A 22,748-nucleotide genomic window follows, 5' to 3' on the forward strand; every position below is an offset into this window, starting at 1 on the left:
ACCAGGAATATGCCGAAGCGGCACGTCACCAAATCGCGGAAACACGAGATCCTACGATGCCATGCGGCATAATCCGGGTTACGGCATTATGAACCTTATGCCGATATCGGCATAAAGGGCACTGGACAGGCCACGGCAGCCGCCTCGACCGCGATCAGAAGGGTGGGTTTGGCTCAGAGGCGTATGCGAAGGAGGAGCTTGTCGCCGAGATGGCCAGTGCTTTCACTTGCGCGTCGCTCGGAATCGCCCCGACCGTTCGGCATGCGGACTATATCGGATCATGGCTCTCGGTGCTGCGGAACGACGAGAAGGCGATCTTCCGCGCCGCTAGTCAGGCGAGCAAGGCGAGCGACTATCTCATGACTTTTGCGAGAGGCGAGCAATGAAGCGCCGCAATCTCTCGACCGTCACTGCGGATGCCGAAGGCCGGATGGGGCATGCGCGTGCCTGGATGAACGAGCGGCTAGGCGATATTCTGCTCGCGATCCGCTTCGACAAGACCCCCTATGACGAACTCGCCAGGCGGCATGGCATTACCGTCGAGGAGGTCACCGAAGATTTTGCGCGCGCGCTCGGCATCTGGTCCATGCGCGGCTGCCCTGGCTCGTCTAGCCATGGCTTTGATCCCAAGCGGGCCGGATGGGCTTGCCATCCGGCCCGGCGCCTTTCAGGGTGGCCTCATGCTAACCGGCCTTGATCATCTCCCGCCAGCCAAGCAGCGCGAGCTTGCCGAGGTGGTGCGCATCCTGTTCGAGGAGTTTGCCGCCGCGCATGCGCGCGGCAATGCCGACTGGAACCGGAAGGGCCGCATTCTTAAAATTCTGCTCTACGGCAGCTATGGCCGCGGCGACTGGGTCGATGATCCGATCGGCGGATATCACTCCGACTATGACATCCTCGTCGTGGTCAATTATGACCGGCTCACCGAGTTCGAGCATTGGTCAGCGGCCGAGGACCGCCTGATGCGCGCGTTCACGATCGCGAAGACGCTGACCGCGCCGGTGAGCTTCATCGTCCATTCGCTGAAGGACGTGAACGCGCAGCTCGAGCGCGGGCGGCCATTCTTCGTCGATATCGTCGAGCAGGGGATCGCGCTCTACGAGGCCGAAGGGTTCGAGTTCGTGCAGCCGCGCAACCTGCCGCCTGAGGAAGCGCGGGTCGAGGCGGAGAAGTATTTCGAGGAGTGGTTTGCCACTGCAGGCGAGTTTCGCGCAGGAGCTGAATTCCACCGCGAACGCGGCGGCGCTAAAGTCGCGGCGTTCAATTATCACCAAGCGGTTGAGCGCTATTATCATTGCTTGCTCTTGTCGCTCTCGCTTCACAGTCCCAAGTCGCACCGGCTCAATTTCCTCCGCTCGCAGTGCGAGCAGATCGCCCCCGCGCTCATCGAAGCCTGGCCGCGCGACAACAAGTTCAGCCGCCGCTGCTTCGAGCTGCTGCGCCTCGCATATGTCCAGGCGAGATATTCGCCTCAATTCAAGATCAGCGCCGAGGAACTGAGCTGGATCGGCGAGCGCGTCGCCGTGCTCGAGCGCCTCGTCGAGACGATTTGCCGCGAGCATCTCGCGGCGTTGGGCGGCCCCGAGTAAAGGTTGGATGAAGCGCTTTCGCGCCATCCCTCCTGCCGTCCAAGCTTTAGCAGCATCACCCCCCTCTATCTTTAGGGGAGCGCCTCTCGGTGTGCTGGGCAAATAACAGGAAAACAATCCCCCTCGTCGCAGCCCCAAGACCAGCGGTTACAGCAACGTGGCGACGTCCAGTTCCGGCGGCCAACCTTAAAGCCGTTTGAGCAGGCGTTCGACGCTGCGGTGGCCGTCACCGCGTTCCTTGCCCGCGATGTCGGCTTCGAGCGCATCGCGAATCTTTTCGATCTCGACGTCGGTCAGATGCTCGATCCCGACGAATTCGACGCGTGCCGTATCCAATGCGCGCAGAATCTCGTCGAGCTTGGCCTGCATCGCCGCGCCGTCGCGGTTCTGGCTGTTCTGAATCAGAAATACCGCGAGAAAGGTAAGTACGGTCGTCGCCGTGTTTACGATAAGCTGCCACGTATCTGAGAATTGCAGAATCGGGCCGCTCGCTGCCCAGACGATGATGAAGGCGACCGCGACGATGAAGGTCGCAGGCTCACCCATCAGCCGGGCACATCTCGAGGCGATCCGGGTGAATATGCGATTCATGCTGTCCTCCATCGATTTGCGGGCGATGCGGAGACCCGGCAATCGTCCGATCCGCTAACGCCGATGCCGCAACTTCGCTCCCTCAAGAAGGAGCGATCGCAACCTTCGCTGTCGCGTGCCGTTTCGTCGCAATGAACCAAATCACGCAGCATGGCGAAGGGCAGGGCAGGCGCACTGCCACAACCACACCCGCCGAAGATATTGATTATCGGGCCGCCGAGCTTGCGCGTCTTCTTGCGGAGTGCAAACTCTCCTTCGCGACCGCAGAGAGCTGCACCGGCGGTCAGCTCGCAGCCGTCCTCGCGGGCGACGCGGTGCTGGGCCCCCATCTTGAGCGGGGATTCGTCGTGTATTCCGCGGATGCCAAATGCGAATTGCTCGGCGTCGGTCGTGATGATGTGGAGCGATGCGAGGCCGTTAATTCGGACGTTGCAGCGGCGATGGCGGAAGGGGCACTTAAGAATAGCCGTGCCGATGTGGCGATTGCCATCACCGGCTTTTGCGGCCCCCGCCAAGGCGACGAAGAGGTGGGACTTGTCCATTTGGCCTCAGCGGATCGCGCGGGACGACTCGTTCAGCGCGAATGTCATTTTGGAGAGCTTGGACGGCGGCGGGTGCTCGATAGCGCGGTCGCCGCGGCATTAGGGATGATGATCGATGCGGCCAATGACAGCGCGAGGAACCGTTAGCGCTGACCGGAAACGGGGCGAGCCATGCTGCAAGAAAATTGCTCGCAAGATATGACCGACGCTTTGAAGGCGTCGATCGCGAAGACGGCGCCGACATTGCCCCGTAACATTCGGCTGAGCGCAGCTCCCCTCGCAAGGAGAGGTTCGGCGATGGATATGCCGGCCTTTATCATGGATCGGCACGCGCTTGCCGCGGACGTAATACGGCCAGAGCGCAGGGTAAATTGCGCCCTTTGAACGTGAGAAGCTGACGTCGCTACATCGTAACGGTTTGTGCAGGGGGCAGCCCGCCGTCTTTGGCCATCGCCATCAGCTCTTCCTTGCGCGCGAGGATCCGCTCGCCGAGCGCCTCCAGATCGGCGCCGGATGCGCGCGCCTGCTGGAACATGTTGTCGTGGCGTTTCTCTTCCTCGCGGACATGGTGCGCGATCTCCTCCTTGAGGACGGTGATGCGCGCGTCGAAGAACTCATCATCGGGCGTACTGGCTTCAATCGCATTGATCAGGGTTTTCGCCCCGTCATGCTCGACAAAGGCCTCATAGTAGAGATCGTCCTCAATCTTGCCGCGCAGCGCGGGATAGAAAATCTCTTCCTCGACCTGTGCATGAATCTTCAGTTCGGTGCAGATTTCACGGGCAAGGCTCGCCTTGCGGCTCGCGCTCGATGCGCGTTCGAAGTCTTCGAACAAGCCCTCCACCTTGCGATGATCAGCGGCGAGAATGTGCGTGGCATCGATATCAATCGTCGTCGGCATGCGATGGCGCTCCTTATCGGATGAATATTTCATCGACGCCGACCGGCGTCATACGGTTCCAAATCATGCCAGCCATCGCGGAGGATTTTTCGCTTTTCGCAACATGGGTTAGAAAAGGAGGGATTCGGATGTTTGGCGGGCGATTTCGGCGCAACTCCGGGACCTTCTGCCGCGTATTTCGAAGGCTGAGTTGGTACTGGAACTGGAAGGCCCGTTATGAAATATGACGTCGAAGACAGGTTTTTCCCGCACTATGCCGACGCGGAAGTCGGCCCGACGCTTTCTTCCTTCTCGTCATCGCCCCCCCTCACGCGCCGGATTGCCCTTGTCGGTTGTTTCCGGCCCCGGCGCTGCGGAATTGCGACCTATACCGCTGACATCTTCGATCATCTCACGTGCGAGCATCCTGACATCGGAATCGATGTCTATGCACTGCGCGCCCATCCCGCGGATCCGCGCGATACCGATGTCGCCTGCGTCATCGAGGCCGAGGATCCCGCCTCCTACCGCGCCGCGGCGCACGCGATTAATCGAAGCGGCGTCGATGCCGTCTGGATTCAGCATGAATTCGGAATATTCGGCGGAATTGCGGGCGCGATGCTGCTCGATCTCGTCGAGCGTATCGCAGCGCCGCTCATCGTCACTTTTCATACCGTGCTCGCCTCCCCAAGCGCGGAGCAGCGGCGAATCATGGATGGGCTCGTCGCGCGGGCCTCGCGGCTGATGGTGATGAGCGATTATGGCCGCCAGGTCCTGATCGAGACTTATGGCGCGTCCGCGGACGCGGTCACCCTCATCGAACATGGGACCCCGGTCCGACCCTTTTGCGAGAAGTCCCCGCTTCGAACCGAGCTCGGCATCGGCGACCGGCCCATACTCTCGACCTTCGGATTGCTCGGGCCGGGAAAGGGGCTTGAAACTGCGATCCGCGCCTTGCCCGCGATTGCCGAGCGGCATCCCGACATTTTGTATCGCATCGTCGGCGCGACCCACCCCAATCTGATCGCAGCCGAGGGGGAGGCCTATCGGGAAAGCCTTCAGGCGCTTGCCGAGGATCTCGGGGTCGGCGCCAACATCGGGTGGGACAACCGCTTTTTGGAGACCGAAGAGCTTCTCGACCAGATCGAGCTTTGCGACATCTATCTTGCCCCCTATCCCAACCTCGCCCAGGTGACCTCGGGCACCCTCTCTTATGCCGTCGCGCTTGGCCGCGCGGTCATATCGACCCCCTTCGTTCACGCCCGCGAATTGCTTTCAAACGACGTCGGTCTCCTGGTGCCGCAAGGCGACAGTATGGCTATCGCCGATGCGGTCCTCGGGCTCCTCGAATCGGCCGACAAACGCCGCGCGCTGCAGCGCCGTGCCTATGAGCGCGGAAGGCGCACTGCCTGGCCCCAGATCGTCGACCAGTGCGCCGCGCTTCTTGACATGGCGATTATGGAGCCGCCCCGTATCTCCGCGACCCGGCGCACGGCCCCTTCGCTCTCGGGGGTTGCGGACATGTGCGACGATGTCGGTATCCTGCAGCACGGGCGCGGTGTGGTGCCCGATCGTGATCACGGCTATTGCATCGACGACGTTGCCCGGGCGCTCATTCTCGTGAACAGCCTTGGCGGCCAGATCGCGTCTGAATGGGAAAGCCGGGCGATATGCTTTGCCGCCTTCATCCAGCACGCTTGGAATCCGGATGAAGGGGCTTTCAGAAATTTCATGTCCTACGATCGCCGCTGGCTCGAAGATCGCGGCTCCGACGACAGCAATGGACGCGCCATTTGGGCGCTCGGCCATTGTGCCGCGCGCGCGCGCTCGAACGAGCTTGCCGGATGGGCGCGCGACTGGTTCGACCGCTCGGCCTGCGCTGTCGCCGAGGTGCGTAGCCCGCGCGCGGTTGCCTTCGCAATGCTCGGGGCAGCCGAAGTTCTTGGCCGTTTCCCGTCGGATGCGGCGGCAAGTGAAATATTGGGATGCGGCGCTGCCTATCTGGAAAAGCTTCGCAGTCATTCGGCGCGAGACGATTGGGATTGGTTCGAGCCGACGCTGGCCTATGACAATGCACGCTTGTCCGAGGCGCTGCTGCGCGCTGGCACTCTTCTCAAGGTTGCTGCCTGGAAGGAGGCCGGGCTTAAAACACTAGGTTGGCTGTGCGAGCAGCAGACAGCTGCGACGGGCTGCTTTCGGCCCGTGGGGTCGGAGGGCTTTGGCCGGTCCCACGACCTGCTGCCCTTCGATCAGCAGCCGCTTGAGGCCTGGGCAACGATTGCTGCCTGCGGCGCTGCCCTTGCCGCAAGGCACGACGAGCGCTGGCGGCGCTATGCCGAGGCGGCCTGGTACTGGTTTTTCGGTGCCAATGACCGCGGCGAAGCGCTGGCAAGCACGGAGACCGGTCGCTGCCATGACGGGCTGACGCCTCGGGGCATCAATCGGAATGTGGGCGCTGAATCCACTCTGGCATTTCACCTTGCTTATCAGGCGATGGACGCCCTAATCTGGCCGAGGGGGGCCAGGAAGGACGTCGGCTTCGTTCATGCTGATATGCAGACCTGATCATACGCCGCTGCGCATTCTTCGGGAAAAGCTGCACGCGGACCCCGCGCGCGTCGTCTTGCGTCCGTTTCACCTCGCCTGGCAGGCGAGCGTGTCCGAGCCCTCGCGCGCGGCGCAACTCGTCCAGGACATTTTAAAGCTTGACGATGATCAGGCGGAGGCCGAGCTCGACCTTATCTGGAAGGATTTTTCCGAACGCCACTGGCAGATCGGCCGAATATTCGATGAGCGCTTCGCCGAGATTGCCGAAGATGTGGAACTTGCTGCAGGATCGGTCTCGCCCGTCAAGAAGCGGCTGATCGGCGCCTATTTCTGCCACGAATACAGCTATGCCGCCGCAGCGCTGATGAACCCCAGCGTGGTGCCGCATCCCGACCAGACCGGCCTCGACCCTGACCAGCAGCGCTTTGTGATGTCGCTACGCGCGGTCGGAGAAGGGCATATCAGTTCGGTTGCCTTTCGCGAGGGGATTATCGGGCCCGGGGGCGACTTTCGGCTTTGGCCGCAGTCGGGACCGGCGATGGCGGGCGTCGTCGACGACCGCCATCATATGGGGCCTGAGGGCGCGGTGACGGTGCATCGCCAGCCCGACAGCGCGATCTCGAACAGCGTGCTGTTTCCCGTCACCGAGGCGCAGCGCAACGGGCTCGAGGACCTGCGCCTCGTCCAGTTTACCCATGACGATGGCGGGTGCGAATATATTGGAACCTACACCGCCTATTCAGGGCGCGAGATTCGCTCAGAGATGCTGCGGACGAGCGATTTCACGCGCTTCTGCCTCGAACCGCTCATGGGACGGGCGGCGCGCAACAAGGGCATGGCGCTGTTCCCGAGAAAGATCGGAGGCCGCTATCTGATGGTCGGGCGGCAAGACGGCAAGAATGTTACGCTACTTGCCTCGGACACGCTCAATAGATGGGACGATGAGGGCACGATGCTGCTGCGCCCCGCCTTTCCATGGGAATTTGTCCAGATGGGCAATTGCGGTAGCCCGATCGAGTGCGACGAAGGCTGGATATTGCTTACCCACGGTGTCGGTGCGATGCGCAAATACAGTCTTGGCGCGGCGCTGCTTGACCGGGACGATCCGTCAAAGGTGATCGGGCGTACCGCCTGCCCGATCCTTTCCGCGGCGGAAAGCGATCGCGAGGGCTATGTTCCCAATGTGGTCTACACTTGCGGGGCGATGCGCGTCGGCCACGAGCTGTTCATTCCCTACGGCATTTCGGACAGCGCGATCGGGTTTGCGGTCACCGGGATCGACGATCTGCTGAGCCTGATGATCTGACGCGTCAGCCTGTCTGCTGTCCGCGGTGGAGGTAGATATCCGAATAGCTGGCGATGCCGCGCAGCACGTTGACATCGCCGATGACAAGCTTCCGGCCTTGCCGGATGATTCCGCCTGCATCCTCCAGCGACCTCAGCGTTCGATTGATATGGACCGGCGTCAGGCCGAGAAGGTCGGCGAGCTGTTCCTGGGTGATCGGCACGTCGACCCGCTCCGGCGGCTCGACCGTCGTGACGTGCAGGCGATAGACGAGCTCGCACAGGAAGTGCGCAAGGCGGGAGAGCGCGTTGCGCCGGCCGATGTTGAGAAGCCATTCGCGCCCGATCGACGCCTCGATCAATATGTCGACGAGGAGCGCGCGGGCGATGGTGCCTCGCGCCCTTACCAGTTGTTCAAGAGCCTTGATGGGGACGATGGCAATGTCGGCGACGGTCAGCGCCTGGAGATTGTGGTCTGCAACCCGCAGAAACAGCGACTGCAGGTCGAGCGCATCGCCGGGCATCTTCAGCGCCACGATCTGGCGTCCCCCATCGGCGGCGAACTTGTGCCGATAGGCGAGGCCTGAAAGGAGCAGCGGGCAGACCTCGGAGCGCTCGCCTTCGCGAAGAATATAATCGCCCGCGTCAAGGCGCCGGGGGGTGAATGGTAGCAGCCGCAGCGCCTGCTGATCGTCAGGCGCGAGTGCGCTGTGGCTCAAGAGCTTGCGGACGAATATGTCCAGCCCTTGGTTCGCGGGCAGGTCATTTGCAATATCGGGTGTGAGCGCAAGCCTGTCTGGACGCACAGCAACTCCTTTCGCCCGGGGAACGCCGTCACCCGCCTTTTCGTTGCAGGCGGCTGTGCAACACCGCTCCGGCTCACGCGTTGGACTGGCGAGGGGACTGAAGGAGCCAACTCATGTCCGATACAGTTCCACGCGGCCCATTGGGTGATGCCCGACCCGACACGCCGCATGCCGATACGCGCGGCGATGGTCCGCAGCCACCCGAGAAGGTCGAGGACCGCGAGAATGTCGGCACGGTCCGGCCGGAAGACTATCCCAGGAATGCACGCGACGCGGGCGACGTGACCGGCGCTTCCAATCGCGGCCGCCGACGCAGCCAAGCGAGCGGCGCGGTTAGCGGAAGCGGCGCCGGTGCAGGGGGCGGCGGTAACCCTGAAGACTTTGATTCCGATGCGCAGGGCGGCGGCGGGGGAAAAATGCTTCGTACGGATCACGGTCCAAAAGTCGGGGCAGATGCTCCCCAGGGCGGAAGCCGCTGACTGGCGCCGTCGAAACCGGAGCCCGCTGCGCGCCGGACGGGGCGAGGCAAAGCTGTTTCCGCTCCAGCCTCGTCAGGCTTCACGCTCTCGCCGGGGCTCCACGCGCATCAGCGATACGGCGGCGCGGCGGGGCTGGCTCAGCATATAATGGACCGCGACCGCAATATCTTCAGCGCGGAGCATTCGTTCCTCTGCGATGAGCTTTTTCTGCGCTTCGGGAGGATAATCCGGATATTGAAAGTCGGCGCCCGTAAAGCCGGGTTCGATGAGGCCCACCTTGATATCCTGCTCTGCCAGTTCTTTCCGAAAAGCAGGAACGAAGCCCTCTATCCCCGCTTTCGCGGCAACATAAAGCGAGCTTCCTGGCGGGGTTGATACCGCCGACATCGAACCGATGAGGATGATGTCGCTACCCGCGTGCATCCGCCGGGCCGCTTCCTGTGCGCAGAGGAGATATGCGGTGAAATCGGTCGCGATCTGATAGCGCGCCTCGCTTTCACCCGCGTCGGCGAGGGCGTCGGCAGGGATCGCTGCATTGATAACGGAGATGTCGATCTCCTTCAGGAACTCCGTCGCCGCCTCGAAGAACCGATCGACATCATCCGGAATCGAAAGATCAAGAGCGATGCCATCGCCTTCGCCGACTTCGGCAATGCGCTGCAGGGCGTCTTCAAGGTGCTCAGGGGTCCGGCCGCAGATAAAAACCTTGACGCCATAACTAGCTAGCAGCACCGCGATCGCCCGGCCGATGCCGGTCGTGCCGCCGGTGACAATCGCCGACCGGCCCTTAAGATCCGGCAGGAAGGTGTGAGCGTCATTTTCGTCGATCATAAGCATCTTTCTGAAGCGTGTCGTTCAGCACATCGACCCCTATCGAGGTCACTGCGTTCCGAGACGCTCAGGCTCAGACCTGACTTATTTGAGATTTCACAACCTGGATCAATGCGGCGCTCTTTGCCGATCCCGACCAGGGGTTTGATGCTCCGCCGGCAAGCGCTTTCACGCTAGTGCGTGCACCCTATGAGTGGATTAAGTTCGCAGGACCATTAAATATCTCCTGTCCGGGAACTTCTCCATTCCCTTGGCGTCGGTGTCCTATCAAGCAAGGGAGACCGAACATGATCCATCCGCGCATGGCAGGGCTCGCCGCCGCCATTCTCCTCGCCGGCTGTAACAGCCCCGATGCCACAACGCCGAAGGAGGCCGCCGACGGGACGATGCCCGGCGAGGTAAGCCCGCCCGTCGGCACGGCTGGCGCCGCGACCACCGACCCGCAGAACTTCGCCAACCGAATGGCCGCGAGCGACCAGTTTGAAATCGATTCGGCCAAGGTGGCGCAAGACAAGGCGAAATCGAAAGAGCTCCGCGATTTTGCAGCCAAGATGATATCGGATCACACCGCATCGAGCGCAAAGCTGAAGACCGCTGCCGCCGCCGAGGGATTGACGCTTGCCGTCAATCCAACGTCGCAGCAGGGAGCCGATCTTGCGGCCCTGCGCGCGGCGGGCGACAATTTCGATAGTCTTTATCTTGATCAGCAACGCAAGGCGCATGAGGCTGCATTGGCCGAGCTGCGTGGCTTTGCCCAGACAGGGACCCAGGGAGCGCTTCGCGACTTTGCAAGTTCCACCGCGCCCGTTGTCGACGGACACCTGAAGATGCTTCGTGAAATAAAGGTCCCGGCAGGGGGCTCAGGCGCAGCCCGGTGAAGCAGGCTCCCTGCCGCGGGCGCTCTCAGCAAGGCCTGCAGGGCCGCTCTCGTGGTCCCCGTCCCGCCGCGCGATGAGAAGAGCGGGCGGCCTAACATGGGTCAAGGACTTGCCGATCTTCGCGGTTCAGTCTGATGGTCAGGGAAAAGGTTCGTCTCCATGCCGTTTCGTGAAATTCTCAACAGGCTGATGACGCCCGGCGAGCGGGTGCTATGGGAGGCATGTCTTGCGCGAAACGCCTGCGATTATCGCAAAGGCGAAGATATGGTGCGTGAGGGGGAGCATCCCCGCGTGCTTCATGTCGTCCTGTCTGGCTGGGTGCAGAAATATAAGGAGCTTCCCGATGGGCGCCGCCAGATTCTCGCCATCTACATGCCAGGGCAGCTTTGCGATCTGGATTTATTTACCGTCGCGCGCTCCGACCATTCGCTCGCGGCGGTGCGCGCCGCGAGCGTGGCGGAAATATCGCGTCCCGACGCCTGCGCGCTACTGCGCCGCTGCCCCAATATCACACAGATATTCTGCTGGAGCGAACTTGTGGCGGCGGCTGTGCAGCGCGAATGGATGATTAGCCTCGGGCAGCGACATGCGCTGGAGCGGGTCGCGCATCTGCTCTGCGAGATCTACGTGCGTCAGCGTGGAGCGCCCAATCCCGATGATGGCGAGTGCGATTTCTTTCTTACCCAATGGCAGATTGCCGAAGCAACCGGGCTCACTCAGGTACATGTTAACCGCACCGTACAGGAGCTTCGGCGGCGATGCGGGGTTGAACTTGGCCGATTGCGCTTGCGCGTTCCCGATTTTGCCGGGCTCAGCACAATTGCTGCCTTCAATCCCAATTATCTCCATTTCGGCGAGGCCGGTGCCGGGGTCGACCGTGTCGCGCCGCTGTTTGAGACCGCGGATGTGCCGGTCTTTGCAGGCTTTCCCACCGACGGCGACCGCGCGGCTCCGCTTGGACTTCTGTCCTGATCGCCAACTTTTTTTCGTTATCGCGGGGGATACAGGCACATATGCAAATGGCGGTGCGCCTCTAGCGCGTGAGCTGCGCGCTCGTCTGCGCCCATTCGGCGAGGGGGCCTTGCCGCTTGATAGATTTGAGACATACGACCGACGCCAGACGGTGAACGCCCGGAAGCTTCGAAAGATCGTGCCGCAGCAGTTCATCAAGATGGTGCACGGATCGCGCATAAACCTTGAGCATATAGTCGCTGTCGCCCGCTGTTGTGTGGCACTCGACGACCGCAGGATGCGCGAGGACTGCGGTCTCGAACTCAAGATGTGCATCGAGATTTATCCGCACCTCGACGAAGCTTTGGACTTCGAGCCCGAGCGCGAAAGGGTCGAGCGACGCGGCATAGCCGGCAATAACCCCCAGCTTCTCAAGATTGCGTACCCGCGACCAGCAGGGGGATTTGGAGAGACCCACCTTTTCGCCAAGGTCGGCGAAGGATGCTCGCCCGTCTTCTTCGAGCGCGGCAATGATTTTCCAGTCCAGCCTGTCCATTTCCTTGCCACCAGTCTGTTCTGCCGTACCCTCGATGGCGCCTTCATTTCTGGTCGAATGCCGCATCTGCGAAGAACAATAGCTTCAATGCATCTCCATTTGAAGAACGATTAACGCTGTCGCGCCTCGAGGGGCCTTCAATTGCGGACAATGTTTTTCGCAGCCTGCCCTATCGTTTTGCTGTTGGGAGAGAGAGGTGCCGGCAAGCCACATCTATGATGCGCCGCCCGAAGGGGCGGCTGCCGACTGGACGATCGACCAGGACTGGGCGTCCTTCACATTCAAGCAGCATGAAACGTGGCGGACGCTTTTTCATCAGCAAAGCGCCGCGCTCGCGCGCTACGCGTGCCGTGATTTCCTGAAGGGTTTAAAGCTGCTTGGGCACATCGCGCGGGGAATACCCGATTTTGCCGACCTCAACCGCCGTCTTGGGCCTGCAACCGGATGGGAGGTCGTCGCGGTGCCCGGCTGGATCCCGAACCGGCCATTTTTCGAGCATCTTGCGAACCGGCGCTTTCCTGCCGCCAATTTCCTCAGGCCTCCCGAGCGGATCGGCTATAGCGAAGAGCCCGATATGTTCCACGACATATTCGGCCATGTCCCCATGCTCATCAATCCTGCGTTTTCGCAGTTTCTCGTCGCCTATGGCGAGGCGGGACTGCGCGCAGAAAAGCTGGGCGCTGCCGATTTTCTCGGGCGGCTCTGGCTTTATACGACCGAGTTCGGGCTGGTGGTTGAAGAGGGCGAGCTGCGCGCGTTCGGAGGCGGGCTCTTGTCAAGTTATGCCGAGTGCGTGGCCGCGCTGACCTCGCCCGCGCCGCGCCGCGTCTGGCTCGATATCGAGCGCGTGATGCGGACCCAATATCATTTCGACCGATTCCAGCACATCTATTTCGTGGTCGAAGGGTTCGTTCACTTGCTCCGCGCAACCGAGGAGGCGGATTTCGCGGGCATTTACAGAAATATCTCGGGCGAACCCGCGCTTCAGCCCGAAGATGGCTTTCGCGGTGACCGGGTCTATGATGGTCCTCTCCAGCCGGTCCGGCGGGGACCGGCCTTCATGAAACGGAAGCCGCGGCGATGATCAGGCAGACAAAGGACGGCCATACCGACGTCTTCGAGACCGAGATCGATGGCGAGACCATCGAGTGGGACAATGGTCTCACCTACGCGCGTCACATTCAAACCGAGCAACTTCTCTCGGCGCAGGTGCCCGTGTCGGACAAGCCTGATGAAATGCTCTTCATTATCATGCATCAGACGATGGAGCTGTGGATCAAGCTGGTGCTCCACGAGGTCCAGCTGGTCGCGGACGCGATCCGCGCCGACGAACTGCCGCGGGCAGGCAAGGGGCTCGACCGCATCGCAACGATCCAGCGCCACATGATCCACAGCTGGGAAGTGCTCGCGACGCTGACCCCGCATGACTTCCTTACTTTTCGCGGCTTCCTGCGCCGCGCCTCGGGGTTCCAGTCGCGGCAATATCGCGAGCTTGAATATCGCCTCGGCAACAAGCGCGGCGAGATGATGGTCGTGCACAAGGATGACGCAGGTGCGATGGAGCGGCTGCGCGCGGCCCTCGAAGCGCCCTCGCTCTATGATGAGCTTCTCCGGCTGCTCGCGCGGCGCGGCTTTGCTATTCCCCCGAGCCATCTGGAGCGCGACTGGACGCAGCCTTATGAACCTTCGGAGGCGGTGGAGAAGGCGTGGCGCGCGATTTATACCGACGTCGAGCGCTATTGGGATCTCTACACGTTCGCGGAGAAGATCACTGCGCTCGAATATTATTTCCAGGAATGGCGCTTCAAGCACATGAAGACCGTGGCAAGGGTCATCGGTCACAAACCCGGCACGGGCGGCTCGTCGGGAGTCAATTATCTGGTCAAAGCGCTCAGCCTCAGCTTCTTTCCCGAACTCTGGTCGATGCGCACCGAGCTGATCGCGCCGCGCGAAGGCGGAGACTATGCGACGGAATGTCCCGCATGAGCAGGCTGTGGGACATTTCGCAGCCGCTTCACCCTGACCTGCCCGTGTGGCCTGGCGAGCCGCCCTTTGCGATCACGCGCCATGCGGTGATCGGCGAGGGCTGTCCGGTCAATGTGGGCGCGATCTCGACGCCGCTCCACGCCGGAACACATGGCGATGCGCCGTTCCACTATGCCAATGACGGCGCGTCGTCGGCCGAGTGCGACCTTGAACCCTATATCGGTCCGTGCGTGCTTCTCGACGTGCGTCACGCACAAGGCCGGGTCGAGGTCGGCGATGTCGACTGGGACGCGCTTCACGGCGCAACCCGCGTGTTGCTGCGCACCTACGAGCATTTCCCCCACGAGGCGTGGGATAGCGATTTCACCGCGGTCGCCAGCGAGGTGATCACGCGGCTGGGGGCATTGGGAGTGCGATTGATTGGCACCGATGCCGCCTCGCTCGATCCTGAACAGTCGAAGACGCTCGACGCGCATCGCGCGGTCAAGGCGGCCGACATGCGCATATTGGAGGGCCTTGTTCTCGATGACGTGCCCCCCGGACGTTACGAGCTCATCGCGTTGCCGCTCCGCATCGTGGGCGCTGACGCGAGCCCGGTGCGTGCAGTTCTGAAAGACGCTGCATGACCGATGCCCTTCTGGCCGACGTTGCAAAGCTTGATGCGGCCGATCCGCTCGCCGGATTTCGCGACCGCTTTCATCTGCGCGACGGGCTCATCTATCTCGACGGTAATTCGCTCGGCGCCCTGCCCAGGTCGACCGCGCGCCGGCTCGCCCGCGTCGTGACAGAGGAATGGGGGGAGGGTCTGATCATGTCGTGGCTCGGCGCGGACTGGTCGAGGGCGCCGCAGCGGATCGGCGACAAGATCGCCCGCCTGCTCGGAGCGGCGCGAGGCGAGATCATCGCGACCGACTCGACGTCGGTGAATATCTTCAAGGCGCTGACCGCGGCGCTGTCGCTGCGGCCAGGGCGTAGCAAGCTGCTCTCCGAGGCAGGCAATTTTCCCACCGACCTTTATATGATGCAAGGCGTCGAGGCCTTTTTGGGCGGACGCGTGAGGGCAGTGGCGGCCGAGCCCGACGCCGTGCTCGAGGCGCTCGATCATGATGTGGCGGCGCTGCTCCTCACCCAGGTTCACTACAAGTCGGGACGCATCCGCGACATGGCAGACGTGACGCGTAAGGCCCACGCTGCCGGCGCGCTCGTCATCTGGGATTTAAGCCACAGCGCCGGGGCGATCCCTGTCGATCTCAATGGCGCCCACGCCGATTTCGCAATCGGCTGCGGCTACAAGTTTCTTAATGGCGGACCCGGCGCACCCGCCTATTTGTTTGCCGCGGCGAGGCATCAGACGGCGACACCCGTGCTTTCGGGCTGGTTCGGCCATGCACGGCCGTTTGCCTTCGAGGAGGTTTACGAGCCCGCGCGCGGCATAGAGCGATTCCTCTGCGGCACGCCGCCGGTGCTGGGGCTCGCTGCGCTCGAGGCGGGGGTCGAGCTGATGCTTGAGGCCGATATGGCTGAGCTGCGCCGAAAGTCCCTGGCGCTCGGGGACCTCTTTATGGAGCGCATGGAACCGCTCTGCGCTCGCTACGGCTTTACGCTGGTAAGCGAGCGCGAACCGGCGCTGCGCGGCAGTCAGGTCGCCTATGCCCACCCCAAGGGCTACCAGATCGTCCAGGCGCTCAAGGCGTGCGACGTCATTGCGGACTTTCGCGCGCCCGACGTGCTGCGCTTCGGGCTGACGCCGCTGTACCTGCGCTACCGCGACATCGTCGAGACGGTCGAGCGGCTCGAAAAGGTCTGCGCGACCAAGGCCTGGGCCAGGGGCGAATATCAAGTGCGCGCGGCGGTGACATGAGCGAGCCCTCCACGCCTTTTCTGCCCAAGTCGAGAGTGGCGGCCGTGCAGGCGGCGCCGGTTTTCCTCGATCCGGCCGCGACAGTCGACAAGGCCTGCTCGCTGATCGCAGAGGCAGCCGGGCGCGGCGCGAGGCTTGTCGCCTTTCCTGAGGTGTTCGTCGCCGGCTATCCCTATTGGAACTGGCTGATGACGCCGATCGAGGGAGCCGAATGGCACCAACGCCTCTACCGCTCCGCCGTTCTCGCAGAAGGGCCCGAGGTCGCGGCGCTGTGCGCGGCGGCGCGCGATCATGATTGCACGGTGGTGATCGGGGTGAACGAGCGCGATCCCTTCAGCGTCGGCACCATCTACAATACGAACCTTGTCATTGGCGCCGATGGCAGCCTGCTTGGACGCCACCGAAAGCTCGTTCCCACCTGGGCCGAGAAACTGAGCTGGGCGGGCGGCGATGGCAGCTCGATCCGCGTTTACGAAACGCCCGTCGGCCGGCTCGGGACGCTGGCCTGCGGCGAGAACACCAATACGCTGGCACGCTTTGCGCTGTTGTCGCAGGGCGAGCTCGTGCATGTCGCCAATTACATCGCACTTCCTGTGGCACCTGCTTCCTATGACATGGCCGAGGCGATCCGCATCCGCGCGATCGCGCACAGTTTCGAGGGCAAGATCTTCACCATCACGGCCTGTTCGGCGGTGAGCGAGGAAATCATCGCGGCAATGTCGGAGGGGCGACCCGGCAACCGCGAACTGCTTTCGCGCCCCAACAGCGCCTTTTCGGGCATTATCGACCCGCACGGCCAGGTGATGGGCGAGGCACTGATTGATGATGAAGGCATCGTCTATGCCGACATCGACCTTGGCGAGTGTGTCAGGCCCAAGCTGATGCACGACATCATCGGCGGCTATAATCGCTTCGACATCTTCAACCTGACGGTCGACCGCACGCCGCGCGCATCGGCATATTTTATCGATGAAGTCCAATCTCCAGGTTCCAGTGAGGAGGCGCCGTGATGACAGCCAAGGCGATCGTCGATCCCCGTGACAATGTCCTCGGGCGAGCGCGCGTCACCGATACAACTGAGCTTGAAATATTCTATGGCGAGCTTGCGAAGCGCAATGCTGGCGCATTTTGGAAACGGGCCAATGCCATCGAGCCGTGGGAGCCCGAGACGCGCTATCGCCCGACGTTGTGGCGCTATGCCCATATGCGCGACATGTGTCTGCGCGCGATCGAGCTGGTCAAACCCGACGAAGCGGGACGACGCGTCGTCACCCTCCTCAACGACAGCGATGCAGGGCGGGAGAATACGGCGGTGTGCGGCTGGCTGTTCAGCGGCATGCAGGCGATGCGACCGGGAGAGATTACCCCTGCGCACAAGCACACCGCCTCGGCGCACCGGTTCATCATGGAAGGGAAGGGCGCCTATACCGTCGTCGATGGCCATCCGATCACTCTTGGCGTCAATGATTATGTTTTGACCCCCAATGGCTGCTGGCACGATCATGGGGTCGATGCCGAAGGTGAGGTGTCGATCTGGCAGGACGGGCTCGACATTCCGCTGATGAACTGTCTAGAGACCAATTTCTATGCGGTTTATGATGCGCCTGCACAGGCCGCCGCCTTCCCGGTCAACGATCTGCCGCAAAGCTATGGCGGCGCGGGGCTGCGGCCCGAAGGCATTGCGGCGTGGGACAAGGCCTATTCGCCGGTGATGGTCTATCGCTGGGATGCCGTGCGCGACGCGCTGCGCAACCTTGCAGAAGTATCCGAAGGATCGCCTTTCGATGGCCATATGATGCGCTATGCGAACCCGCTGACTGGCGGCTGGGCCCTTCAGACCATGGGCGCTCATATGCAGCGGCTCCCAGGGGGTTTTCGCGGCAAGGCGCATCGGCATACCGGCAACGTCATCTATAATGTTGCAGGCGGGCAGGGCTATTCGATCATTGGCGGCCAGCGTTTTGACTGGCAGACGCACGATATCTTCTGCGTGCCGGCGTGGACGTGGCACGAGCATGTCAACCTCGATCCTGTCGACGAGGCATTTCTTTTCTCCTTCAACGACTTTCCCGTGATGGAGGCGCTCGGCGTTCGGATCGAGGATGTTTTCAAGGATAATGACGGACGTCAAATATGCGCTTTGTGACCTATCGCACGCTCGAGATCGAACCGCGCCTCGGCCTTCTTCACGCCGGGCTGGTGGTCGATGTCGAATATTTTGGCGCGGCGATCGGGCATGACCTTCCCTCGACGATGCTCGATTTCATCGATCTGGGTCCGGTGGCCCTGCGCTTCCTCGAGGAGAGCTTGGCCAGCGGCACGAGCGCGGATTTCGTCGGCACCTCGCTTCCGGAAGGCAATGTCGCGCTCCTCGCGCCGATCCCGCGTCCGCGCAAGAATATCTTCGGCATCGGTCTCAATTACACCGAGCATGTGGCCGAATCGGCCCGCAGCCTCGACACGTCGGGCGAATTGCCGCAGCAACCCGTGATTTTCTCCAAGCCGCCCACCGCGGTCGCTGCGTGGAATGATCCCATCGGTCATAATGGCAGAGTGACAAGGCAGCTCGACTGGGAGACCGAGCTTGCCGTCGTCATCGGCCAGACGGCGCGCCGCGTCGCTGAGGCGCGCGCGCTCGATCACGTCTTTGGCTATACCGTCATCAACGACGTCTCGGCACGCGATTGCCGCCGCGCGGGACAGTGGATCGTATCTAAGGGTCAGGACAGTTTCGCGCCGATGGGGCCCTGCATCGTCACCGCCGACGAGATCGGCGATCCCCAGGATCTCACGCTCAAGACACGCGTCAACGGTGTTGAAAAGCAGAACGGCAACACGCGCTTCATGCTCTTTAACGTCGCGCAGCTGATAGCCGAGATTTCGAGCGTGATGACGCTCGAACCCGGTGACATCATCGCAACTGGCACTCCTGCCGGCGTCGGCGCCGGTCGCGACCCGCAGGAGTTCCTGTGGCCAGGTGACATCGTCGAATGCGAGATCGAGAAAATCGGCATGTTGCGCAACCCCGTGGTCGCTGTCTGAGCGCCCTCGCTTGCCCCCATATGAACGGGACGGGGCTTATGCGACAATTTGCGACAATTTTCCCTCTCCGCGGCAAGAGACTGGGACAAGTCGACCCTAGAAGGCTTTCATCGGGACCCGGCTCTCCCCCTTCTCGCGAGGGTCCCCTGACAGGAGTTCGTGACGTGAAGAAGATGACGATTTTGACATTGGGCGCGGCGCTGATCGCCGCACCTGCGCTGGCCGCCCCTGGCGAGCGCGGCATGGGCGATGCCGAGGGCAACCGTGTGCTGACCCGCGCCGAGGCGCAGACGGGCGCAGCGAACATGTTCGCCAAGATGGACATCAACAAGGACGGCAAGCTCGATGCAGCCGACCAGGCAGCGCGCCAGGCCGCGATGCAGGCGAAGCGCTTCGCCGCGCTCGACGCCAATTCGGACGGCAGCATCAGCAAGACCGAGTGGGACCAGCATAATTCACGCCGTGAGGCCAAGCGCGCCGAAAGGAAGGAAAAGCGTAGTGCCGAGGCTAGCGAGGCCGGTGAGGGCAAGCGCGGCCTGCGCGGCCTGCACGGCAAGCGGGGCGGTCATCACGGCATGCGAGGCCATCAGGGCATGATGATGAAGGCCGACACCAACGGCGACAAGGCGATCAGTCAAGCCGAGTTCGAGGCTGCTGCGCTCGCGCGCTTTGACCGGCTCGATACAAACAAGGACGGCCAGGTGACGGCCGAAGAACGCCGGGCCCAGCGCGCGGCATGGAAGGCAAAGCGGGGGCAGCGCGCCGCTGCTCCGGCCTCCGAATAATTTGGCCGAAGACCGGCTGAAGGCAGGCTTTCCTCTTCTCCCTGGCATTGCCTTTGCGCCTGGTCCCTGCCAGCACGGTATCGCCCACCGGCCCCCGCGGCCGGTGGGCGAACCGGTATCCAAAGCAGGGTTATGATGACCGATAGCGACGCGCCCCGCATTCTGTTGATCGACGATGAACCGTCGATCCGCGAGCCGCTTGGCGAGTATCTTGCAGCCCAGGGCTTCGCCGTCAGCGATGCGGCGAGTGCAGCGGAAGCCCGTTCGATCCTGCGTGCCAAGAGCATCGACCTTGTCGTCAGCGACATCATGATGCCGGGCGAAGATGGACTCTCGCTGACCCGGCATCTGCGCGAGACCAGCAGCATCCCCGTGATCCTGCTCACGGCGCGCGCCGAGGACACCGAGCGGATCATCGGGCTTGAAATCGGGGCCGATGATTATGTCGTCAAACCTTTCAATCCACGCGAACTGGTCGCGCGCATCCGGACAGTGCTGCGCCGCACGCAGCAGGGCGGCCGCGCCCTCGACCCGGGCGGTACGAGCTACGCCTTCGGGCCTTGGGTCCTGCGCGAAGTCGAGCGCGTGCTTGTGAATGAGGCGGGTGAGGAAGTGACGCTCTCTTCGGGCGAATATCACCTGCTCCGCGCGCTGGTACGCCATCCGCGGCAGGTGATGAGCCGCGACCGCCTGCTCGACATGGTGCGGGGCCGCGAGGCCGATATTTTTGACCGCGCGATCGACAATCTGGTGAGCCGCCTGCGCAAGAAGATCGAAGAAGACCCCGCGCGACCGCAGTTCGTGAAGACGGTGTGGGGCGGCGGCTACACGCTGGCGTGCGAGGTCAGGCGGCTGGGCCCCGCATCATGACGCTGCGCCTGTGGCCCAAGAGCCTGATCGGTCAGCTTGTCTTTGCCGTGGCGGTCACGCTGTTCGTCGCCCAGGCGATCAACTTTGCGCTCCTGGTCCGCGGGCAGAAACAGCAGCAGCTTGCCCATGGCGGCGGTATGGCGGTGGCGCGGATCATCGATGCGGTCGAACGGGACCGGCGCGGCGAGCGCGAGGCGCGGGGTCATGCGGGCGAGGGGCGCGAGCGCGTCCAGCGGCTTCGCATTTCGGGGGCGCCGCCGAGCGTGCCGCCTCATGCCGTTCCGCGTCCCGATCTTGCTCGATATGTCGGAGGGCTGATGGCCGAGGCCGAAGTGCAGGCGGATTCGGTGGAGGCATGGGCCCTCCCACCGCGAAACCTCCGCCGACGCGCCAATTTTCCCGGGCAAACAGTCATCGTCGTTGCGAAAGTAGGCGCCCAATTTTATGCCGTTCGCAGCCGCATTCCGGCGGGAGGCAATCGCCTGCAGGGCTTCCTGCTGTGGCAGACGCTCTCGCTCTATCTCTTGCTCCTCATTCCAATTCTCGTGATTGCATGGCGCGCAGCGGCGCCGCTGCGCGGCTTGACGCGCGCAGCGCGGGCCAACCCGGCGCAGCGCGATGCCGAGCCGCTCGCCGAGGCAGGCCCCTCGGACGTGCGTGACCTTATCGGTGCCTTTAACGCCTATCGGGCGCGGATCGCGGCGATGCTCGCGGACAAGGACCGGATGCTCGGTGCGGTTGGGCACGATCTGCGCACGCCGCTTGCGAGCCTTCGCGTGCGCGTCGAGCAGGTCGACGATGCTTTGCTGCGCGACAAGATGATTGCCTCGATCGAGGAAATGACGGCGATGCTCGCCGATATTCTGGCGCTCGCGCGCGCGGGAGCGGGGACCGATGCCCGCGAACGCGTCGCGCTTGACGGGCTCGTTACCGATCTTGTCGCCGACTACCGCGAGCAGGGTCTCGATGTCATCGTGGAAAGCGCGGTCGACGCCGCCGTCACGGCCCGGCCCCTGTTGCTGCGCCGGGCGCTTCGCAATCTGGTCGACAATGCGGTCGCCTACGGCGTTCGCGCCCGCCTGTCGGTTGGCGCGGCCGATGGTTGGGCGCGGATTACCGTGTCAGACGATGGTCCAGGTCTCACCGACGAGCAGATTCGCACGCTCGTCGAACCCTTCGCGCGCGGCGAGGAGTCGCGCAACCGGGCGACCGGCGGCGCGGGTCTTGGGCTCTCCATCGCGCGCGAGATCGCGCAAGGCGAGGGCGGAAGCTTGACGCTTGCCAACCGTGCGGGCGGCGGCCTCGATGCGGTGATCACCTTGCCGGCCGCTTGAGTTCAGCCCCCAGATTGGAGGGAAGATGAACGTCAAGCGTAAATCGCGATGGCCTGGCTTCCGCTGAGAACCGGCTCACCCGCGCGGTTCCACAGCATCATGTCCTGCACCGAGAGGCCGGCGCGCGCATAGCCCGTCTTTGCCGACAGGAGCCACCAGCCGCCCTCGGTGCGCGGGGTTGCGGTCAGCATGTTGACCGTCCAGTTCATCGAACTGATAGGGCCAAACTCGGTGAACAGCGCCATCGCGGCGGGAGGTAGCGCATCGCCCATTGCAAGGAGGGCGACCGCCGGGTGACAGGCGGGTTCCTCGACAAAGCGAACCCAGGTCAGATATTCGCCGACGTCGCTCCTCCACGCGAAGCGCGGGCCGGTGGTCGGGCGCATGTCGAAATGCCGGGTGAAGGCCGGCCGGACCTTATGGTCGGGGACCGGTGCGAGCGTTTCCGGGTCCGGGGCCTCGGGCATTGTCAGCCGGTTGTGGTCGAGGTGACTTGGCCGGTCGGGCGAGAAGGCGAAAACCGCAGCCGTCCCGAAGCCCGAGGCGCTCGTAACCCCTGCATCGACGAACAGGCTCGATTTCGACTGGCGCAGCACGCGCGTTTCGATGGTGCAGTCGCCGCCCACCGGCCCGACAAAGCTGATCTGCGCATAGCGCAGCGGAGCCTCGCTCGGATGGATCGCCATCGTGCCGGCGAGCGCGAGCGCTGAACTGATCCCGCCATAGGCCGTGCGGCCTTGCATCCAGCCTTCATCGATATGGGCCCTGGCGCGGCCATCCTCCACCTTCAGTGTGGCAAGAAGCGTGTCGAGAGCAGACAGGGAGGGGCGGTCAGTCATGGGAGGGCTCTTCTTTGATGGCTCATCGTGCCTTGCCGGGACGAGGGTTTGCGCTGCGCCTCGACGCATCGGGCAAGTCCGAAACAAGCGATGGGAC

24 protein-coding genes and 1 pseudogene are annotated in these 22,748 nt (G+C 63.0%); 19 read left to right on the forward strand and 6 right to left on the reverse strand.

Annotated features, from left to right (window positions below; translation table 11 throughout):
* Positions 1-116: 116 nt before the first annotated feature.
* From B5X69_RS16875 to B5X69_RS16885, 3 genes and pseudogenes are all read left to right on the forward strand, one after another.
* Positions 117-386, forward strand: a pseudogene (locus tag B5X69_RS16875) (zincin-like metallopeptidase domain-containing protein); the annotation flags it as partial.
* Positions 383-697 carry a hypothetical protein gene (locus B5X69_RS16880; RefSeq protein WP_079639769.1) on the forward strand — a complete coding sequence of 105 codons (315 nt, stop codon included), beginning with the start codon at positions 383-385 and terminating at the stop codon, positions 695-697. The pseudogene B5X69_RS16875 and the gene B5X69_RS16880, both read left to right, overlap by 4 nt.
* Positions 681-1,589 (forward strand): HEPN domain-containing protein, encoded by a 909-nt coding sequence (locus tag B5X69_RS16885; protein ID WP_079639770.1) that lies wholly within the window; start codon positions 681-683, stop codon positions 1,587-1,589. The genes B5X69_RS16880 and B5X69_RS16885 overlap by 17 nt, the downstream gene beginning before the upstream one ends.
* 186 nt (positions 1,590-1,775) lie before the next feature.
* Here the strand turns inward: B5X69_RS16885 and B5X69_RS16890 are convergent, their stop codons facing one another.
* A complete protein-coding gene (locus tag B5X69_RS16890) occupies positions 1,776-2,180 on the reverse strand; it encodes a low affinity iron permease family protein (protein ID WP_079639809.1) in 405 nt (134 codons plus the stop codon).
* Between the two features lie 131 nt (positions 2,181-2,311).
* On the opposite strand from B5X69_RS16890, the gene B5X69_RS22480 reads away from it, so the two are divergent.
* Positions 2,312-2,869, forward strand: coding sequence for a CinA family protein (locus B5X69_RS22480; RefSeq protein ID WP_079639771.1), 558 nt, complete (start codon positions 2,312-2,314; stop codon positions 2,867-2,869).
* 256 nt (positions 2,870-3,125) lie between these two features.
* Here B5X69_RS22480 and B5X69_RS16900 read toward each other — a convergent pair whose 3' ends face one another.
* Positions 3,126-3,623, reverse strand: a complete 498-nt coding sequence (locus B5X69_RS16900; protein ID WP_079639810.1) for a hemerythrin domain-containing protein — start codon at positions 3,621-3,623, stop codon at positions 3,126-3,128.
* Positions 3,624-3,839: 216 nt separating this feature from the next.
* On the opposite strand from B5X69_RS16900, the gene B5X69_RS16905 reads away from it, so the two are divergent.
* Complete coding sequence (locus tag B5X69_RS16905) at positions 3,840-6,167, forward strand: glycosyltransferase family 4 protein (RefSeq protein WP_079639772.1); 2,328 nt, start codon at positions 3,840-3,842, stop codon at positions 6,165-6,167.
* Positions 6,148-7,455, forward strand: a complete 1,308-nt coding sequence (locus B5X69_RS16910; RefSeq protein ID WP_079639773.1) for a glycoside hydrolase family 130 protein — start codon at positions 6,148-6,150, stop codon at positions 7,453-7,455. The genes B5X69_RS16905 and B5X69_RS16910 overlap by 20 nt, the downstream gene beginning before the upstream one ends.
* 4 nt (positions 7,456-7,459) lie before the next feature.
* Here the strand turns inward: B5X69_RS16910 and B5X69_RS16915 are convergent, their stop codons facing one another.
* The gene (locus tag B5X69_RS16915; RefSeq protein ID WP_079639774.1) at positions 7,460-8,239 is read right to left on the reverse strand and encodes a Crp/Fnr family transcriptional regulator; all 780 of its coding nucleotides are present in this window, start codon (positions 8,237-8,239) and stop codon (positions 7,460-7,462) included.
* 113 nt (positions 8,240-8,352) lie between these two features.
* Between B5X69_RS16915 and B5X69_RS16920 the strand changes: the two genes are divergently transcribed.
* Positions 8,353-8,718: a hypothetical protein gene (locus B5X69_RS16920; protein WP_079639775.1), complete on the forward strand. Its 366-nt coding sequence runs from the start codon at positions 8,353-8,355 to the stop codon at positions 8,716-8,718.
* Positions 8,719-8,790: 72 nt separating this feature from the next.
* Here the strand turns inward: B5X69_RS16920 and B5X69_RS16925 are convergent, their stop codons facing one another.
* Complete coding sequence (locus tag B5X69_RS16925; protein ID WP_079639811.1) at positions 8,791-9,549, reverse strand: SDR family oxidoreductase; 759 nt, start codon at positions 9,547-9,549, stop codon at positions 8,791-8,793.
* A 287-nt stretch (positions 9,550-9,836) separates the two neighbouring features.
* Here B5X69_RS16925 and B5X69_RS16930 point away from each other — a divergent pair, with 287 nt between their 5' ends.
* Both B5X69_RS16930 and B5X69_RS16935 read left to right on the forward strand, forming a co-directional pair.
* The gene (locus tag B5X69_RS16930; RefSeq protein ID WP_079639776.1) at positions 9,837-10,427 is read left to right on the forward strand and encodes a DUF4142 domain-containing protein; all 591 of its coding nucleotides are present in this window, start codon (positions 9,837-9,839) and stop codon (positions 10,425-10,427) included.
* 159 nt (positions 10,428-10,586) lie between these two features.
* Positions 10,587-11,399: a Crp/Fnr family transcriptional regulator gene (locus B5X69_RS16935; RefSeq protein ID WP_079639777.1), complete on the forward strand. Its 813-nt coding sequence runs from the start codon at positions 10,587-10,589 to the stop codon at positions 11,397-11,399.
* A gap of 61 nt (positions 11,400-11,460) precedes the next feature.
* Here B5X69_RS16935 and B5X69_RS16940 read toward each other — a convergent pair whose 3' ends face one another.
* A complete protein-coding gene (locus tag B5X69_RS16940) occupies positions 11,461-11,934 on the reverse strand; it encodes an Lrp/AsnC family transcriptional regulator (RefSeq protein ID WP_079639812.1) in 474 nt (157 codons plus the stop codon).
* A gap of 196 nt (positions 11,935-12,130) precedes the next feature.
* Between B5X69_RS16940 and phhA the strand changes: the two genes are divergently transcribed.
* From phhA to B5X69_RS16990, 10 genes are all read left to right on the forward strand, one after another.
* A complete protein-coding gene (phhA, locus tag B5X69_RS16945) occupies positions 12,131-13,018 on the forward strand; it encodes a phenylalanine 4-monooxygenase (protein WP_079639778.1) in 888 nt (295 codons plus the stop codon).
* Positions 13,015-13,920 carry a tryptophan 2,3-dioxygenase gene (locus tag B5X69_RS16950; protein WP_079639779.1) on the forward strand — a complete coding sequence of 302 codons (906 nt, stop codon included), beginning with the start codon at positions 13,015-13,017 and terminating at the stop codon, positions 13,918-13,920. The genes phhA and B5X69_RS16950 overlap by 4 nt, the downstream gene beginning before the upstream one ends.
* On the forward strand, positions 13,917-14,546 hold the full coding sequence (gene kynB / locus B5X69_RS16955) for an arylformamidase (protein WP_079639780.1): 630 nt from the start codon (positions 13,917-13,919) through the stop codon (positions 14,544-14,546). The genes B5X69_RS16950 and kynB overlap by 4 nt, the downstream gene beginning before the upstream one ends.
* Positions 14,543-15,781 (forward strand): kynureninase, encoded by a 1,239-nt coding sequence (gene kynU / locus B5X69_RS16960; RefSeq protein ID WP_079639781.1) that lies wholly within the window; start codon positions 14,543-14,545, stop codon positions 15,779-15,781. Before kynB ends, kynU begins: the two co-directional genes overlap by 4 nt.
* Positions 15,778-16,791: a carbon-nitrogen hydrolase family protein gene (locus tag B5X69_RS16965; RefSeq protein ID WP_079639782.1), complete on the forward strand. Its 1,014-nt coding sequence runs from the start codon at positions 15,778-15,780 to the stop codon at positions 16,789-16,791. The genes kynU and B5X69_RS16965 overlap by 4 nt, the downstream gene beginning before the upstream one ends.
* The gene (locus B5X69_RS16970; protein ID WP_079639783.1) at positions 16,791-17,927 is read left to right on the forward strand and encodes a cupin domain-containing protein; all 1,137 of its coding nucleotides are present in this window, start codon (positions 16,791-16,793) and stop codon (positions 17,925-17,927) included. Before B5X69_RS16965 ends, B5X69_RS16970 begins: the two co-directional genes overlap by 1 nt.
* Positions 17,915-18,823, forward strand: a complete 909-nt coding sequence (locus B5X69_RS16975; protein ID WP_079639784.1) for a fumarylacetoacetate hydrolase family protein — start codon at positions 17,915-17,917, stop codon at positions 18,821-18,823. The genes B5X69_RS16970 and B5X69_RS16975 overlap by 13 nt, the downstream gene beginning before the upstream one ends.
* Before the next feature lie 173 nt (positions 18,824-18,996).
* Complete coding sequence (locus tag B5X69_RS16980; RefSeq protein ID WP_079639813.1) at positions 18,997-19,608, forward strand: EF-hand domain-containing protein; 612 nt, start codon at positions 18,997-18,999, stop codon at positions 19,606-19,608.
* Positions 19,609-19,743: 135 nt separating this feature from the next.
* Entirely contained in the window at positions 19,744-20,478 is a 735-nt protein-coding gene (locus B5X69_RS16985; protein ID WP_079639814.1) for a response regulator, read from the forward strand.
* Positions 20,475-21,812 carry a sensor histidine kinase gene (locus tag B5X69_RS16990; protein WP_079639785.1) on the forward strand — a complete coding sequence of 446 codons (1,338 nt, stop codon included), beginning with the start codon at positions 20,475-20,477 and terminating at the stop codon, positions 21,810-21,812. The genes B5X69_RS16985 and B5X69_RS16990 overlap by 4 nt, the downstream gene beginning before the upstream one ends.
* Before the next feature lie 32 nt (positions 21,813-21,844).
* Here B5X69_RS16990 and B5X69_RS16995 read toward each other — a convergent pair whose 3' ends face one another.
* Positions 21,845-22,651: an acyl-CoA thioesterase gene (locus tag B5X69_RS16995; protein WP_079639786.1), complete on the reverse strand. Its 807-nt coding sequence runs from the start codon at positions 22,649-22,651 to the stop codon at positions 21,845-21,847.
* Positions 22,652-22,748: the final 97 nt, after the last annotated feature.

The organism is Sphingopyxis flava (assembly GCF_900168005.1).
GTDB classification, from domain to species: Bacteria; Pseudomonadota; Alphaproteobacteria; order Sphingomonadales; family Sphingomonadaceae; genus Sphingopyxis; species Sphingopyxis flava.

Bases quoted from the DNA above. Each gene is read 5' to 3' on its own strand.
- B5X69_RS16880 (WP_079639769.1), top strand. From the start codon at position 383: ATGAAGCGCCGCAATCTCTCGACCGTCACTGCGGATGCCGAAGGCCGG.
- B5X69_RS16885 (WP_079639770.1), top strand. From the start codon at position 681: ATGCTAACCGGCCTTGATCATCTCCCGCCAGCCAAGCAGCGCGAGCTT.
- B5X69_RS16890 (WP_079639809.1), bottom strand. From the start codon at position 2,180: ATGAATCGCATATTCACCCGGATCGCCTCGAGATGTGCCCGGCTGATG.
- B5X69_RS22480 (WP_079639771.1), top strand. From the start codon at position 2,312: ATGAACCAAATCACGCAGCATGGCGAAGGGCAGGGCAGGCGCACTGCC.
- B5X69_RS16900 (WP_079639810.1), bottom strand. From the start codon at position 3,623: ATGCCGACGACGATTGATATCGATGCCACGCACATTCTCGCCGCTGAT.
- B5X69_RS16905 (WP_079639772.1), top strand. From the start codon at position 3,840: ATGAAATATGACGTCGAAGACAGGTTTTTCCCGCACTATGCCGACGCG.
- B5X69_RS16910 (WP_079639773.1), top strand. From the start codon at position 6,148: ATGCTGATATGCAGACCTGATCATACGCCGCTGCGCATTCTTCGGGAA.
- B5X69_RS16920 (WP_079639775.1), top strand. From the start codon at position 8,353: ATGTCCGATACAGTTCCACGCGGCCCATTGGGTGATGCCCGACCCGAC.
- B5X69_RS16925 (WP_079639811.1), bottom strand. From the start codon at position 9,549: ATGATCGACGAAAATGACGCTCACACCTTCCTGCCGGATCTTAAGGGC.
- B5X69_RS16930 (WP_079639776.1), top strand. From the start codon at position 9,837: ATGATCCATCCGCGCATGGCAGGGCTCGCCGCCGCCATTCTCCTCGCC.
- B5X69_RS16935 (WP_079639777.1), top strand. From the start codon at position 10,587: ATGCCGTTTCGTGAAATTCTCAACAGGCTGATGACGCCCGGCGAGCGG.
- B5X69_RS16940 (WP_079639812.1), bottom strand. From the start codon at position 11,934: ATGGACAGGCTGGACTGGAAAATCATTGCCGCGCTCGAAGAAGACGGG.
- B5X69_RS16950 (WP_079639779.1), top strand. From the start codon at position 13,015: ATGATCAGGCAGACAAAGGACGGCCATACCGACGTCTTCGAGACCGAG.
- kynB (WP_079639780.1), top strand. From the start codon at position 13,917: ATGAGCAGGCTGTGGGACATTTCGCAGCCGCTTCACCCTGACCTGCCC.
- kynU (WP_079639781.1), top strand. From the start codon at position 14,543: ATGACCGATGCCCTTCTGGCCGACGTTGCAAAGCTTGATGCGGCCGAT.
- B5X69_RS16965 (WP_079639782.1), top strand. From the start codon at position 15,778: ATGAGCGAGCCCTCCACGCCTTTTCTGCCCAAGTCGAGAGTGGCGGCC.
- B5X69_RS16970 (WP_079639783.1), top strand. From the start codon at position 16,791: ATGACAGCCAAGGCGATCGTCGATCCCCGTGACAATGTCCTCGGGCGA.
- B5X69_RS16975 (WP_079639784.1), top strand. From the start codon at position 17,915: ATGCGCTTTGTGACCTATCGCACGCTCGAGATCGAACCGCGCCTCGGC.
- B5X69_RS16980 (WP_079639813.1), top strand. From the start codon at position 18,997: ATGACGATTTTGACATTGGGCGCGGCGCTGATCGCCGCACCTGCGCTG.
- B5X69_RS16985 (WP_079639814.1), top strand. From the start codon at position 19,744: ATGACCGATAGCGACGCGCCCCGCATTCTGTTGATCGACGATGAACCG.
- B5X69_RS16990 (WP_079639785.1), top strand. From the start codon at position 20,475: ATGACGCTGCGCCTGTGGCCCAAGAGCCTGATCGGTCAGCTTGTCTTT.
- B5X69_RS16995 (WP_079639786.1), bottom strand. From the start codon at position 22,651: ATGACTGACCGCCCCTCCCTGTCTGCTCTCGACACGCTTCTTGCCACA.